The organism is Microbacterium sp. NPDC064584, assembly GCF_040687315.1.
In the GTDB taxonomy this organism is placed as follows: Bacteria; Actinomycetota; Actinomycetes; order Actinomycetales; family Microbacteriaceae; genus Microbacterium; species Microbacterium lacus.
Window position 1 is genome coordinate 153,749 of the sequence record NZ_JBFBMZ010000009.1, and the last position, 14,276, is coordinate 168,024.

Consider the following 14,276-nt stretch of genomic DNA (forward strand, 5'->3'; position numbering starts at 1 on the left):
CCGCGATGAACCCGAAGTGACCAGCGTGTGCGCAGCGACCGATCGGGGCGCTGCGCACACTCCTATCGCGAACGATCACCCACCGACTCAGGTTCGGCGAGCACGAACACGAACGCTGGGAGCGGACTCCAGCCTGGCGGTCAGCGATGACCCCCGTATTCTGGTGTCGTCGTTGAGGTCGACGATGTCCTCGCAGCAGAACGCACCCGGTGAGACCCTGATCGCGTCGGTTCAGCGTGCCCTGCGGCTGGTGGACGTGGTGGCGAACTCCTCTCGGCCGGTCACGGCGAAGACGCTCGCCCAGGCGTCGGGGCTGACGCTGGGAACGACGTACAACCTGGTGCGCACGCTGATCCGCGAGGGCTATCTGGCGGCCGAGCCCGACGGGCTCGTGCTGGGATCGAGGTTTCTCGGGCTGCGCGAGCGCGACGACTCGGGCGTGTTCCTCGCGCGGGTGCGCGAGTCGCTCCGCGAAGTCGCGGACGACCTCGGCGCGACGGCGTATCTCTCGCGCTACGCCGACGGCGAGGTGCACCTCATCGATATCGTCGACGCGAAGTCGAGCCCGCGCGTCGAGCTGTGGGTCGGACTGCACTCGAGCGCTCACGCGACCGCGCTGGGAAAGCAGATCCTCGCCGAGCTCTCGCCCGACGAGCGGAGGGACTATCTCTCACGCCACCCGCTCGACGAGCTGACGCCCTACACGATCAGCGACCGCCGGCTGCTGCTGCAGCAGCTCGAGCAGCCGGGGCCGGTCGTGCTCGACCGGCAGGAGTACGCGATCGGGTACACCTGCCTCGCGGTACCGGTGCGGACCCCGGAGATGACCGCATCCCTGGCGGTGTCGATTCCGGCGGACGCCGAGGGTATCGACTCGGACGCACTCGCGATCCGTCTGCGCAGGATCGCGAACCGGCTGTCGCTGCGTCTGGGGGCGGACCGGTTCGGTCAGTCCGCCCGGTGACGGGTCGCCTGCGGATGACGGATGCCGCGGGCCGCGGCATCCGCTTCATCATCTGAAATCCGACACCTGTCGCAGGGGCGGGCACCCTGCCTATCGTGGCGGCGACGGCGGGCGCACGTCTGCCGTACCCGACAGTGCTGTCACAACCAAGGAGGGATGCGATGACGCCATCCGCACGGCTCGACGACGCGACGCGTCGCGAGCTGCTGAGCACGATGCTCTTCATCCGCGCGTACGAGGAAGCCATCCTGCGTGAGTACCATGCCGGCAAGTCGCCGGTCTTCGACATCGGCGCCGGCCTCGTGCCGGGAGAGATGCATCTGTCGGCAGGGCAGGAGCCGGTCGCCGCGGGTGTGTGCGCGCACCTCACGCGAGACGACGCGCTCACCGGCACGCATCGTCCGCACCATATCGCGATCGCGCACGGCGTGGACCTCCGGGCTATGACGGCCGAGATCTTCGGTCGCGAGACCGGACTCGGGCGCGGCCGAGGCGGCCACATGCACCTGTTCGATCCGGCGACGCACTTCTCGTGCTCGGGCATCATCGCCGAGGGGTTACCGCCGGCCCTCGGTCAGGCGTTCGCCTTCCAGCGGCAGGGCACCGACCGTATCGCCGTCGCGGTGACGGGCGAGGGTGCCGCGAACCAGGGCGCCTTCCACGAGTCGCTCAACCTCGCCGCGATCTGGAACCTGCCGGTCGTCTTCGTCGTCGAAGACAACGACTGGGGCATCTCGGTGCCGCGCGCCGCGGCGACGTCCGTCGCCTCGAACGCCGATCGCGCAGCCGCCTATGGCATCCCCGGCGTCCGGGTGGAGGACAACGACGTCGAGGGCGTCTACCGCGCCGCGGGCGAGGCGATCGCGCGAGCACGGGCCGGCGAGGGGCCGTCGCTCATCGAGGTGCATACGTTGCGGCTGTGGGGGCACTTCGAGGGCGATGCGCAGGGGTATCGAGCTGACATCGAGGGCGTGCCCGGGCGCGACCCGATCCCCACCTATCAGGCGAAGCTCGTCGCCGACGGCGTCATCGACGACGCGGATGTCGCGGTCATGCGCGCCAGCGCGTCGGAACGCGTCGAAGATGCCGTCGCCTACGCGAAGTCCTCGCCCGTTCCCGACCCCACCCACGCATTGGACTACGTGTTCGCGGAAGGAGCACGCTCATGAGCACGACAGCGGATGCCGCGACGAAGGCGATCGCGGTGGAACCCGACCCCGGCACGCGCAAGCTCTCGACGGCGAAGGCGCTGCAGGAGGCGATCGCGCAACAGATGCGCATCGACCCCTCGGTGTTCGTGATCGGCGAAGACGTCGGTCCGTACGGCGGCATCTTCTCGTCCACGACGGGACTCATCGACGAGTTCGGTCCCGAGCGGGTGCTCGACACGCCGATCTCCGAGACCGCGTTCATCGGTCTCGGCATCGGCGCCGCCGTCGAGGGCATGCGACCGATCGTCGAGCTGATGTTCGCCGACTTCTTCGGCGTGTGCATGGATCAGATCTACAACCACATGGCGAAGATCCACTACGAGTCCGGCGGCAACGTGAGGGTGCCGATGGTGCTGATGACGGCGACCGGCGGCGGCTACTCCGACGGCGCGCAGCATTCCCAGAACCTCTGGGGCACGTTCGCGCATCTGCCCGGGATGAAGGTCGTCGTCCCCGCGACGCCGTACGACGCGAAGGGACTCATGACCGCGGCCATCCGCAGCGACGATCCGGTCGTGTTCATGTTCCATAAGGGGATCATGGGGCTCGGGTGGATGAAGAAGAATCCGCGCTCGATCGGCGCCGTGCCCGAAGAGGAGTACGAGATCCCGATCGGCAAGGCGCGTGTCGCGCGCGAGGGAACGGATGTCACCGTCGTGACCGTGTCGCTCTCGGTCCACCACACGCTCGACGTCGCCGAGAAGCTGGAGGGGGAGGGCATCAGCGTCGAGGTGATCGACCTGCGCTCGCTGGTGCCGCTGGACCGCGAGGCGATCGTGGCCTCCGTGTCGAAGACGCGACGACTCGTGGTCGTCGACGAGGACTACGAGTCGTTCGGCATGACCGGTGAGGTGATTGCCTCGGTCGCCGAACGCGACCCGGCGCTGCTGCGCCATGTGTCGCGCGTGGCGGTGCCCGACGTTCCCATCCCGTACGCGCGGCAGCTCGAGTACGCCGTGCTACCGACGCCCGACCGCATCGAGGCCGCGATCCGTGAGGCGGTGACGGGATGACGGAGGTCCGGTTCCCCTCGATGTCCGATGACGCGGACGCCACCGGCGTCGTCGTGACGTGGTTCGTCGATGACGGCCAGGAGGTCGTCGAGGGCGCCCTCATCGCGGAGGTTGCGATGGACAAGGTCGACCAGGAGCTGCCGGCCCCGGCATCCGGTGTCATCTCGCTGCTGGTCGCCGAAGAACAGGCCGTGCCGCAGGGCAGCGTGATCGCGACGATCGGAGGCTGAGCGCCGCACGGTTCGCCGATCCGGGGGTCCATCGTCTCCCGGACCGGCGAACCGTGCGCTCTTGTCCGCCGATCACGTGAGATTGTGGGCCCCATGCCCGTTCCTGACCCGCCGTCGCTCGCGAGCACCCTGGTGATCCGCGAGACACCGCCGGCGAGCGGCTCGATCCGCGACGCCCCGGTCTCGGTCGCCCAGGCTGCCGAGGCCGACCTGGCGCGATCCGTTGCGCTGCTGCGCGCTGTCGCGGCGGGAACGACCGCGCAGCGGCGCGTGGTGCGCCTGTCGGTGCCGCCGCCGACGGTCGCGATGAGCCGGCGCGAGAGCCGCATGCCCGGCTTCGGCGAAGCGTCCGAGGCTGCCGTCGGCCATGGGTTCGTCCCCGTGGTGCGTCCCACCGGCGGCCGGGCCGTCGCCTACGACGAGACCTGCGTGGTCTTCGACGTGATCGTCCGAGAAGACGAGGGCGCCGGCGACCAGGCGCGCTTCTTCCGCGAGATCGGCGCGCGGCTCGTCGGGGCGATGCGCGCGCTCGGGGTCGACGCGCGGCTCGGCGAGGTGCCGGGCGAGTACTGCCCCGGCGAGTACAGCGTCAACGCGAGAGGCGTCGCGAAGCTGATCGGCACCTCGCAGCGTGCCGTGCGCGGTGCCCGGCTGCTGAGCGGCATGGTGCCGCTCGGCCCGGTCGACCGGTTCGCAGCGGTGCTCACCGAGGTCAATGCGGCGCTGGGGCTGGACTGGGACCCGGCCACATTCGGTTCGCTGGCGCACGAGAACCCGGGGCTCTCTCGCCGAACCGTGGCGGACGCGCTCGTCGTCGCCCTCGCCGAGTGAGCGGGAGCGACGCCTGCTCGATGCGGCAAGGGCCGTCGACGGGTCGCCGGCCGGATCGAGCCGTCGCGCTACCTACTCACCGGCGCCCACGCGCCGATGCCGACCTCGCCGACCTCACCCGCGTCGTCGAACCGGCTCAGCCGGAACGCGTCCAGCACCGGAGACGGTCGCCCGGTGAGGACCTCCTCTGCGAGGAGCTCGCCGAGGATCAGGCCGAGGGTGGCGCCGGAGTGGGTGAACAGCAGGTACAGGCCGTCGATCGCTGGCACGGCGCCGACGACGGGTTCGCCGTCGCCGGGGATCGGCTTCAGCCCGGCGCCGACGCGGTGGGCGCGCAGCGTCGGGTTGCCCGCGAGCACCCGCGACCCTTCGTCGAGCAGACCCTGCACCGAGGAGTCCGGCACGGTCAGCGATCCGTCGTCTGCGGCCACGATCGACTTCTCCGCCCAGTCGGCGTCGAGCACGAGCCGCCCGTCGGGCATGGGACGCACGGCCACCCTCGGGGTGTTCAGCACGGTGCGCACGCGGGGGTCCACGGGCTCGGTGATGACGACGAAGGCGGCGGGCGTGGCATCCGGAACCGTCACGCCCAGCGCGGCGAGCTGGGCCGGAACGTGCCCGCCAGTGGCGAGCACGACGCGATCGGCGGCGATGCGGGTGCCGTCGCCCAGGATCACGCCGACCGCGGCGCCCTCCTGCACGTCCACGCGCACGTCGCCGGCGTCTTCGATGAGCTCCGCGCCGTCGGCCACGGCCTCGGCCAGCAGCGCCGTCACGAGGTCCGGCAGGTTCACCCACCCCTCGCCCGCGTTGAAGATCGCCCCCTCGGACGCGACGGTCGAGGCATCCACATCCGGCGTCAGGGCCGCCACCTCGGCGCTGTCGACCCACACCGAGTCGTATCCGGCAGCCCGCTCGTAGGCGAAGGTGGGCGCGAAGCTCTCGCCCTCGTCGGCCCACTTCAGCGCGCCGTCGAAACGCAGATAGGCGCTGCTCTCGGGGTGGCGCACGCTCCAGGTGCGGTAGCGGTCGATGCCGATCAGTCGCAGGTACCGGTACTCCGGGGACCGCGCGCCCGACGAGTTCAGCCACGCGATCGACCGGCCCGACGCGCCGTCGGCCGGCTTGCCCGCCGTGACGAGCGTCACCCGGGCGCCGCCGCGAGCCAGCTGAGCGGCCGTCGAGGTGCCGAGGATGCCGGCGCCGATCACGACGACATGGAGGGAGTTGCGGACGATCATCGTTCTCTTTCCTTCGTGGCGGTGCGCCGGTCGGCGCGGTGAAGCCGGGTCTCGGCGTGCAGGGTCTCGATGAGCTCGAGCACGGCGACCGAGTCGGCGGGATCGACCGGCAGCGGTGCGCTGCCGTGGATGCTGTCGGCGAGGCGGCGGTAGAAGGCGCCGTAGTCTCCGCGGAGGGTGGGGAGCGGGGTCAGCGAGCCTTCGACGCCGATCACGCCCCACCGGTCGGCGGGTGTCACCCCGTAATCCTCGCTGAGCGGAGAGGCGCCGCCGCCGAGCGCGGCCTCCTGGCCGTCGAGTCCGTGGCTCGTGTACCCGCTCTGTGAGCCGAGCACACGGAAGCGCGGGCCGAACTGGGGCGCCAGCGAGTTCATCCACAGGTGCGAGACGGTGCCGGAGCCGTGACGCAGCGCGACGAACGCGTCGTCGTCGGCCGCGCCTCCGCGCCGATTGACCGCGAGTTCCGCCCGCGCTTCGACGACCGGGCCGAACAGCTGCAGCGCCTGGTCGATGAGGTGCGTGCCGAGATCGAACAGGATGCCTCCGCCTTCGGCGACGGATGCCTCCGCCTTCCATGAGGCGCGCACCTCGGGCTTGTACCACTCGAACCGCGACTCGAAGCGACGCACCGTGCCCAGGCGTCCCGAGACCACCAGCTCGCGCACGGTGAGGAAGTCGCCGTCCCACCGTCGGTTCTGGAACACGGTGAGCCGCCGTCCGGCCCGCTCCGCATGCGCCATCAGTGCGCGCCCTTCCGCCGCGGTCACGGCGAACGGCTTGTCGACGACGACATCGAGTCCGGCATCCATGGCGGCTGTCGCGATGCTGGCATGCGTCGCCGGCGGCGTGCCGATCACCACGAGGTCCAGTTCAGCCGAGCGCGCGAGCATGCCGTCGACGGAATCGAGGACGTAGGCCCCGGGGTGGCGGGCGGCGGCGTCCGCGGCCCGCCCGGGATCGGCGGTGACGATCACGTCGAGCGAGTACGCCGGGTCGGCAGCGACGAACGGGGCGTGGAAGACCCGACCCGACACCCCGAACCCGACGACGGCCGTGCGGATGGGCCGGGTCTCGGCATCCGTCATCACAGCACCTCCGAGAGGGAGCGCCCCGGACGGCTGTCTTCGGGGCGTGGAACTGCCGAGCGTATCCGCCGGCTTCGACGACCGTGCCCTCGTCGAAGAGACGCAAGCTGGTCGGCGAAGCGGTAGACTGATACCGGTCTCAGCATGATCATCTGGGACGATACACACCAGACATGAGCTGCGTCAACAGGTCGCGTGACTTCCGGAGCTTCGCGGGTTCGTGACCGGAAGCGGATGTCGGCGGAGCCCGAGCGGTGTAGGTCTGGGTGCGGCTCGCGGATCGGCGGCCGGCGTGTGGGAAGCGGCGGCTTGCCTGAGTCTTGTCAGACAATGTGACACGCTCTTGACCGGAAAATACGTATGTGTCACGATAGTTAGGGTGATACCGGTATCACCTCGATTCCAGACAACCAAGGAGTGTTCAAGCCGTGCTCAAGTTCAACGAAGAAGAGTTCACCGCCCAGCTGTCCAGTGCGGTGGCGCTGCGGCCCGCGATCGACTCACTGGTCGCTCACGTGGGAGAGGGCGTGAAGAACGTCTACTTCCTCGGCGCCGGCGGTTCCTACGCCGAGATGATGCCCTATGCCCTCCTGCTTCAGACCAAGTCGACACTGCCTGGCACAGCCGCGATCGCGCAGGAGTTCATGCTCGCTCCAGACACCGCGTTCGGTGAGGGCTCGCTCGCGGTCTTCGTCTCGGCGACCGGATCGACGCCGGATGTCAACAAGGCCATCGAGTGGGCCAAGTCGAAGGGCGCGGTCACGGTGGGATTCACGGGGGAGGCCGAGAGTCCGTTCGCGCGGGCCCTGGACCATGTGTTCCTCTCCAGTGCTCACTCCTACGACATCCAGCTTCTGCTGTTGGTGACCGGCTTGCTCCGGGCGCGAGGTGAATTCGCCGACCATGACCGGTTCGCCGATCAGCTGGCGCTCCTGCCCGCGCTGATGGTCGACGTCGCGAAGAGGGCCGACTCGAAGGCATCCGTCTTCGCGAACAAGCACAAGGATGTCGAGTACATCTTCGTCGTCGGTTCGGGCAACGTGTGGGGATACGCCTACCTGTACTCGATGTGCGTGCTCGAAGAATGCCAGTGGCTTCACACCACGCGTGTGCACGCAGCCGAGTTCTTCCACGGTTCGCTCGAGCTGATCGAGAAGGACACCACGACGCTGCTCTTCTTCGGCGAAGATGAGACTCGACCGCTGATGGACCGCGTGCGCAACTTCGTGGAGCTCTACTCAGACGACGTCACCGTGTTCGACACGGCAGACTACCCACTCGAAGGCTTCGACGCGGAGTTCCGTCCGCTGGTCTCGCCCCTCGTGATCGGCACCGCGGCGAGCCGTCTGAGCGCCCACCTGGAACTCGTCCGCAATCACCGCCTGGACGTGCGTCGCTACTATCGCGTCGTCGAATACTGATTCGGAGGTGCCGTGAAGGTCCTTGGGTACGGAGACAACGTCATCGATCGGTTCCTGGACCGAGGAATGGACTATCCCGGAGGCAACTGCGTGAACGTCGCGGTCTTCGCCCGGGCGAGAGGAGCGGACGCCGCATACCTGGGCGCATTCGGATCGGATGAGCCGGGGGTGTTCCTGCGCTCCGAACTCACCTCGCTGGGATTGGACATCTCGCACTCCGTCGTCCGCGACGGCGAGACGGGGATCGCCGAGGTCGAGGTCGTCGACGGAGACCGGATCTTCCGCGGAGGCAATGAGGGCGGAGTGACCGTCCGAGAGCCGATCATCCTCCAAGAGTCAGACCTCGCGTACGTCGAGGGGTTCGACCTCGTGCACTCGAGCGTCTACTCGGCCTCCGAGACCCAGGTTCCCGTGCTCGCCGGCCTCGATGTCCTGGTGTCGTACGATCTGTCGAGCGAGGATGAGTTCCGGTCCGCTTCGTATCTCGACCCGCTCGCGCCGCATCTCGACCTCGCTCTGCTGTCCTGTTCACACAGCACCGAGGCCGAGACCGCGGAACTGCTGCGATCGGTGGTGGCGAAGGGCGCCGGCATGGCGCTCGGGACTCGGGGCGAAGCCGGTTCGATGCTCTTCGACGGCGAGCGGCTCTACCGCGTCGCGGCCCGGCCGCTCGATGTGACGCGTCCGGTTGCCGACACGATGGGATGCGGGGACGCGCTTCTGGCAGCGGTCATCTGCTCGCTGCTGGGGTCGGGCTGGGCGAAGGGACGTGCCCCGACCGCGGCGCACATCGAGGCGGCACTTGCCACGGGGTCCGCTTTCGCGGCGGAACAGTGCTTCGTCGACGGCGCGTTCGGCCACGGTCGTCGCACGCCGCGGGCGATCCGGCAGGATCCGGCGATTCTCGGCTCCGGAGGCGGCCCGTCGCCGGCGCGCTAGAGTGACGAGATCCATGTTGTGAGAGGGAGGACGATGCCGCTGCAACGGGCACGATCCGGCTCGTCGCCGACGATAGCGGAGGTAGCCGCAGAGGCCGGCGTGGGCAAGGCCACAGCCGCGCGTACCCTCGGCAACTACGGTGCCGTGAGCGCGGAGGCGCGTGCCCGGGTGCTGGCGGCCGCAGAGAAGCTGCGCTACCGCCCGAACAGCATCGCGCGCAGCATGACCACGGGGGTCACCCACACGATCGGCGTGATCGTGGCCGATGTGGGCAATCCGTTCTTCGCCGGGGTGATGCGCGGGATAGCGGACGCGTGCGATGCCGTTGGATTCTCCGTCATCGTCCTGAGCACCGACGAGACTCTGACCAAGGAGCAGTCGGCGGTCGGGCTCCTCATCGACAAGCAGGTCGACGCGATCATCCTGGCGTCCGCTGCCGTGCGTCCGGACGAGACCGCGCACATCCTGGAGGCCTCAAGTCGAGAGATCCCCGTGGTGCTCATCGACCGCAAGGTGCGCGGGCTCGACCTCGACGCGGTCGTCATCGACAATCGGAACGCCGCATGCCACGCCGTCGAGCGGCTGATCGATGCGGGCCACCGTCGAATCGCATTCGCCTGGGGGCCGTCGTTTCGTGGCGGAACGATGGAGCGAGGGCTGCTGGCGACAACCGTCGATGAGAGTCTCTGGAGCCAGTCCGAGCGGCTGATGGGCTATGCCGACGCACTGGCTGCCGCGGGCATCGCCTTCGACCCGCTCTTGGTCACCAACTGCACGCACAATGAAGAAGCCACCGTCGGTGCGGTCGAGGCGATGCTGCGATCGACGGATCCGCCGACGGCCGTTCTCACCACCGAGACGGATGCCACGGTAGGTGCCCTGCGGGCCATCCGCGCAGCCGGGCTGACCTTGGCGGAGGATGTGTCGGTCATCGGGTTCGACGACACCTCGTGGGCGAGCGTGATGCACCCGCCGCTGACGATGATCGCGCAGCCGATGCTCGAACTCGGTCGCGCGGCCGCCCGCCATGCGTTCGCTCGGATCGGCGGCGACCGGGGAGACAGTGTCGTCGAGACGATTCCGACCACGATGATCGAGCGCGAGTCAGTCGCGCCGCCGGTCCGAGTCAGCGCTGCCGACGTACGTTGAATCCGATCACGGCGCCTCGGTGATAATCCTCAGCCAGTAGCACGCGCCTCCCTGTCCGGGTGAGGCAGATCTCAGTGACGAGCAGCCACGGGTCCAATCCCGACAGGCGGTGCCTGCGTGCGATGTCGATGGGCAGGTCGACGGCGCTGATCCGAGCGATGGACGACGTGATCCCCTGGCCGTTGGCATCGAGAGCCTCAGTGAGCGGGGCGGACCAATCGCGGTGCGCGAGCGGTCCGGGCAGTGCGTCGTGCACGATGTGGTCGATGCTGAAGACGAGCGGCTCGTCATCGCCGTACCGAAGACGCGCCAAGCGTATGAGTGGCGTGCCCGGGTCAACAGCCAGGTCGTGGGCCTGCTGCTCGGTCGCGGCCGTCTCCGTCACGGAGAAGACCGATGTGGTCACGGTGTAGCCGAGTCGCGTCAGCATCTGGGTGACGCCTTCATAGCGCGTGATCGGTCGCTCCACGATGGCGGCGGCGACCGAGGAGAGGAAGCGGCCCTTGCCCTGAACCGCGTCGACCAGGCCCTCTTCTTCCAGCCGCTTCAGGGCCTCACGCACCGTCGATCGCGCCACACCGTAGCGCTCGGCCAACCGGGTCTCGGTGGGCAGCCGATCGCCCGGCTGCAGGCCTTCGTCGATGATCAGCTGGCTGATTGCCTCACGCAACGAACCCGCAGGGGCGCGGCCAAGGGGCGAAGCGCTGTCGGGCGTCGCCATCACGCAGTCTCGGTGGTTCGCGAGGGAAGCATGGTCACGCCGTCATCCTCGCATGATGCGGCTCCCTTCATTGTGCGAATCCGCCCTGGTGCGTGCACGTTTCCGCGGCCAGTCGTGCGCCAGCACGGAGAGCGTCCGCCACCTCCGCGCCGGCCGCACGCGCAGCGATGAAGGCGGCGATGAAGCTGTCGCCTGCCCCCGTGGTGTCCACGACTTCGGTCGGAACGGCATTGCAGTGCCATCGCTGGTCGCGGGTCCATGCCGTCGCCCCGGCTGCTCCCTGTGTGACCACCACCAGCGCCGCTCCTTCGGTCAGCGCCACCGCCGCCGCGCGTCGGGCCGCGGCGGGGTCCTCGCCTGTCGAGCAGAAGGCGACGTCGAGCCGCGCGAAGCCGCTCGACACCGCGCAGTCCTGACTGATCAAGACCCGCGGGTTCAGCGCACGCAGCTGACCCACGAGATCTGATGCGCGCGGGACCATCCCGATGTGAACCCAATCGTGCGCGGCCATCTGTGCCACGTCCGCGCGTGAGGGGTCATACGTCGCCGTGACTCCGAAGTCCTCACGGTCGAAGACCCGATCCCCACCAGTCGTGATGCTGATCTCGGTGACGGCGGTCGGTCCGTCTACGACCACGAGTCCGCTGATGGAGACACCGCGTTCACGGAGCACCGCCGCGATGCGCGAACCGTCGTCGTCCCGTCCGATCGCGCCGAAGTAGGTGGTGGAGACGCCGAGCCGCCGAAGCTGCACAGCGACGTTCAGGGCATTGCCGCCAACGAAGACGCGCCCGTCGCGGTAGAGGTCGATCGTGTTGTCACCCACTGCGGCGACCGTCGCCGTGTGCATCCCACTCGCCGTCGCGATCAGTAGTCCAGGCGGCGGTAGTAGCGTCGCGTCGTGAGCGGATGGTCGCGGAGCACCTCGAGATGCGCACTGACTCGCTCGAGTACGGTCGCGATGAGCACATGCGGGATCAGATTCCGCACGTCCTGAGAGATCCCGGGAAGACTGAACCCGGCGGTGTCGATGACCGTCATCCGATCCGTCACGGAGGGGAGCCAGCGTTCCACGCGGTCGACGAGCGGGCGGGAGGCATCCTCGCCCTTGAACACGAAGACGCTGACACCAGCTTCCACCAGCTCGAGCGTCCCGTGGAAGAAGTCGGAAGCGTGGACGGGGCGGGTGCGAATCCACTGCATCTCTTCGAGGATGCACGTGCCGTAATACCACGCCTCGGTCCAGGCCGGGCCTGCCCCTGTGACGATGTGGTAACTGTCGTGCTGGATCGTTCGGGCGATCTCGGCCGCCGTCGGCTCAAACGACCTCTTGAGGTCCGCCAGGAGTGGCGGAAGGGACGCCAGTTCCGTCAGGGTCGACTCGAACTGTTCGTACCGGCCGAGTCGATTCAGCAACGCGAGGGCGATCACGAGCGACTGCAGGTAGAACGACTCCGAAGATGTGTCGTCTTCGGCGAACGCGACGAACGTGTCGTCGGCCCGTTGCGCCATGGGCGAGTCCTCATGTGCGGTCAACGCGATGACATGGGCGCCGCGGCTTTGAGCGAACTCGGTCACCGCAATAGCCTCGGCCGTCGTGCCCGAGAGTGAAGGGACCACGACGATAGACCCCGGCCCCAGGTTGGACGAGCCGACGGCGACGAGTTCCGCGGCGTTCTCGAGGTACACGGGAAAGGCGCTGAGTCGGGCGATCAGCTGCGCGGCCGGTTCCATGAGCTTGCCGGCTCCGCCGGCGCCGAGGAAGAAGATGTTCTTCGCGCCGGCTGTGACCAGAGCGGCCATCAGCCGCTCAAGCGGTCGGCTGAGCGCAAGCGCTCCGTTCTGGATTCGCAGAAACCGTGCGGCGTCGAAGTTGAGCATGAGGTGTCTCCCTAGTTCGGCAAGTTGTCTGACAAGAGTATGGATCACCCGACAACTAAGCGTCAAGCAGTTCACTCGCAGGCCGGCCCGGATGTCGCTGTGAGCACCCGATATTTCGCGGCAATCCGGCACGGCCGCAGACCTTGACCGAGTATTTCGCCGCACAATGGCCAGATTGAGACCGACTTGAATCTTGACACCGGTATCAGTTCGTGCAAAGCTCACTGAAACCGCAGTCAGCGGCGCATTGACAGAGAGGTTATTGCGATCATGAGGTCAACACGGCAGAGGGTGGCCCTGGTAGCGGCCATGGGGGCGGCGCTGGTCCTGAGTGGCTGCTCTGGACAGTCCACGGGCGGGCAGGCGTCGTCGGTGGACCTCGAGGACGTTGAGTACAGCGGCACGATCACGATGGTGAACAAGTTCTCCGACCCCAGCGTGTCCGAGTACTTCCCCGCGATGGCGAAGGAGTTCGAAGAGGCGCATCCTGGGGTGACAGTCGAAGTCCAGCAGGAGTCCGACCAGGGCTACAAAGACAAGATCAAGGTGCTTGCTTCCTCGAGCAGCATCCCCGACATCTACTTTGCGTGGCCGGGCTCGTACGCCAAGCAGTTCGTCGATGCCGGGCTCGCGCTCGATCTGACGTCCGTCATCGGCGAGGGCACGGACTGGAACGAGACGCTCGTGCCAGGTGCCGTCGGCGCGGGTGTGTACGACGGCAAGAACTTCGGCGTGCCGATCGATCTGGACGCGAAGTTCATGTTCTACAACCAGAGGATCTTCGACGAGAACGGGCTGTCGGTGCCGACGACCTTCGAGGAGCTTCTGAGCACGTGCCAGACGCTCAAGTCGAAGGGCGTCAACCCCGTGAACTTCGGCAACAAGAACGGCTGGCCGGCTCTGCACTACGTCACGCAGCTGAACTCGTACAACGTACCCGGCGCGACGCTGGAGCAGGACTACTCGAGTGATGCGCCCGAGTTCACCGATCCGGGCTATGCCACCGCTCTCGGGCAGCTCCGGCAGATCATCGATGAGTGCACCGAGACGGGCGACACCGCCAACGGCATCGATCACACCGACGCGCAGGTCGGCTTCGCCTCGGGCGAGTCGGCGATGATGTACCTCGAATCTCTCGAGATCGGGCTGCTGGAGGGAACGCAACTCGACGCCGACGGCTATGGGCTCTTCCAGCTGCCGCCTGCAGACGGAGGGAACGGGGATCCCGACTCGCTCGTGGGTGCACCCGACCTCTTGCTGGTGAACCCCAAGTCGGAGAACCCGGCTCTGGCAGTCGCGTTCCTGCAGTTCATCGTGTCGAAGGACGGTGCAGCGAGGATGCCCGAGCTGATGAGCGGGTATCCGAGCCCCGTGAAGGACTCACTGGATCCTGCGACGACGCCTCCGCAGACCATCGAGGCCATGGAGAAGCTTGCCGAGGCATCGAGCCTCGCGATCTGGCTCGACACCGTCGCGCCGCCGCAGGTCGCCCAGGCGTATCTCGCGGGTGGTGAGGCTCTCGTCGGCGGCACTGCGACGCCGGAGAGCGTCATGACGTCAGTGCAGCAGTCCGCCGGCGAATAGCGGCCG

Annotated in this window: 14 protein-coding genes; 9 read left to right on the top strand and 5 right to left on the bottom strand. The window is 68.0% G+C overall.

The annotated features are described in order from the left end of the window. The first annotated feature begins 184 nt into the window (after positions 1 to 184). The 5 genes from AB0P18_RS13525 to AB0P18_RS13545 all read left to right on the top strand — a co-directional run bounded on the left by AB0P18_RS13525 (position 185) and on the right by AB0P18_RS13545 (position 4,249). Positions 185 to 964 (top strand): IclR family transcriptional regulator C-terminal domain-containing protein, encoded by a 780-nt coding sequence (locus AB0P18_RS13525; RefSeq protein ID WP_363360455.1) that lies wholly within the window; start codon positions 185 to 187, stop codon positions 962 to 964. A gap of 161 nt (positions 965 to 1,125) precedes the next feature. After that, on the top strand, positions 1,126 to 2,133 hold the full coding sequence (locus tag AB0P18_RS13530) for a thiamine pyrophosphate-dependent dehydrogenase E1 component subunit alpha (RefSeq protein WP_363360456.1): 1,008 nt from the start codon (positions 1,126 to 1,128) through the stop codon (positions 2,131 to 2,133). After that, a complete protein-coding gene (locus tag AB0P18_RS13535; RefSeq protein ID WP_363360457.1) occupies positions 2,130 to 3,188 on the top strand; it encodes an alpha-ketoacid dehydrogenase subunit beta in 1,059 nt (352 codons plus the stop codon). The genes AB0P18_RS13530 and AB0P18_RS13535 overlap by 4 nt, the downstream gene beginning before the upstream one ends. Continuing rightward, a complete protein-coding gene (locus AB0P18_RS13540) occupies positions 3,185 to 3,418 on the top strand; it encodes a lipoyl domain-containing protein (RefSeq protein WP_363360458.1) in 234 nt (77 codons plus the stop codon). The genes AB0P18_RS13535 and AB0P18_RS13540 overlap by 4 nt, the downstream gene beginning before the upstream one ends. Positions 3,419 to 3,511: 93 nt before the next feature. Then, positions 3,512 to 4,249 (top strand): lipoate--protein ligase family protein, encoded by a 738-nt coding sequence (locus AB0P18_RS13545; protein WP_363360459.1) that lies wholly within the window; start codon positions 3,512 to 3,514, stop codon positions 4,247 to 4,249. 68 nt (positions 4,250 to 4,317) lie between these two features. Here the strand turns inward: AB0P18_RS13545 and AB0P18_RS13550 are convergent, their stop codons facing one another. Together AB0P18_RS13550 and AB0P18_RS13555 are read right to left on the bottom strand one after the other, a co-directional pair. Next, complete coding sequence (locus AB0P18_RS13550) at positions 4,318 to 5,490, bottom strand: FAD-binding oxidoreductase (protein ID WP_363360460.1); 1,173 nt, start codon at positions 5,488 to 5,490, stop codon at positions 4,318 to 4,320. Next, positions 5,487 to 6,575: a Gfo/Idh/MocA family oxidoreductase gene (locus AB0P18_RS13555; protein ID WP_363360461.1), complete on the bottom strand. Its 1,089-nt coding sequence runs from the start codon at positions 6,573 to 6,575 to the stop codon at positions 5,487 to 5,489. The genes AB0P18_RS13550 and AB0P18_RS13555 overlap by 4 nt, the downstream gene beginning before the upstream one ends. A 428-nt stretch (positions 6,576 to 7,003) precedes the next feature. On the opposite strand from AB0P18_RS13555, the gene AB0P18_RS13560 reads away from it, so the two are divergent. The 3 genes from AB0P18_RS13560 to AB0P18_RS13570 are packed head-to-tail and all read left to right on the top strand — an operon-like array spanning position 7,004 to position 10,084. Further along, the gene (locus AB0P18_RS13560) at positions 7,004 to 7,996 is read left to right on the top strand and encodes an SIS domain-containing protein (protein WP_363360462.1); all 993 of its coding nucleotides are present in this window, start codon (positions 7,004 to 7,006) and stop codon (positions 7,994 to 7,996) included. A 12-nt stretch (positions 7,997 to 8,008) separates the two neighbouring features. After that, positions 8,009 to 8,935: a PfkB family carbohydrate kinase gene (locus tag AB0P18_RS13565; RefSeq protein ID WP_363360463.1), complete on the top strand. Its 927-nt coding sequence runs from the start codon at positions 8,009 to 8,011 to the stop codon at positions 8,933 to 8,935. A 33-nt stretch (positions 8,936 to 8,968) separates the two neighbouring features. After that, positions 8,969 to 10,084: a LacI family DNA-binding transcriptional regulator gene (locus tag AB0P18_RS13570; protein ID WP_363360464.1), complete on the top strand. Its 1,116-nt coding sequence runs from the start codon at positions 8,969 to 8,971 to the stop codon at positions 10,082 to 10,084. On the opposite strand, the gene AB0P18_RS13575 is transcribed toward AB0P18_RS13570, so the two are convergent. From AB0P18_RS13575 to AB0P18_RS13585, 3 genes are all read right to left on the bottom strand, one after another. Next, a complete protein-coding gene (locus AB0P18_RS13575; protein ID WP_363360465.1) occupies positions 10,062 to 10,805 on the bottom strand; it encodes a GntR family transcriptional regulator in 744 nt (247 codons plus the stop codon). The two genes, AB0P18_RS13570 and AB0P18_RS13575, sit on opposite strands and share 23 nt — an antisense overlap. Before the next feature lie 67 nt (positions 10,806 to 10,872). After that, the gene (locus AB0P18_RS13580; RefSeq protein WP_363360466.1) at positions 10,873 to 11,655 is read right to left on the bottom strand and encodes a PfkB family carbohydrate kinase; all 783 of its coding nucleotides are present in this window, start codon (positions 11,653 to 11,655) and stop codon (positions 10,873 to 10,875) included. Between the two features lie 17 nt (positions 11,656 to 11,672). After that, positions 11,673 to 12,686: an SIS domain-containing protein gene (locus tag AB0P18_RS13585; protein ID WP_363360467.1), complete on the bottom strand. Its 1,014-nt coding sequence runs from the start codon at positions 12,684 to 12,686 to the stop codon at positions 11,673 to 11,675. A 372-nt stretch (positions 12,687 to 13,058) separates the two neighbouring features. Here AB0P18_RS13585 and AB0P18_RS13590 point away from each other — a divergent pair, with 372 nt between their 5' ends. Continuing rightward, positions 13,059 to 14,270, top strand: coding sequence for an extracellular solute-binding protein (locus AB0P18_RS13590; RefSeq protein ID WP_363360468.1), 1,212 nt, complete (start codon positions 13,059 to 13,061; stop codon positions 14,268 to 14,270). Positions 14,271 to 14,276: the final 6 nt, after the last annotated feature.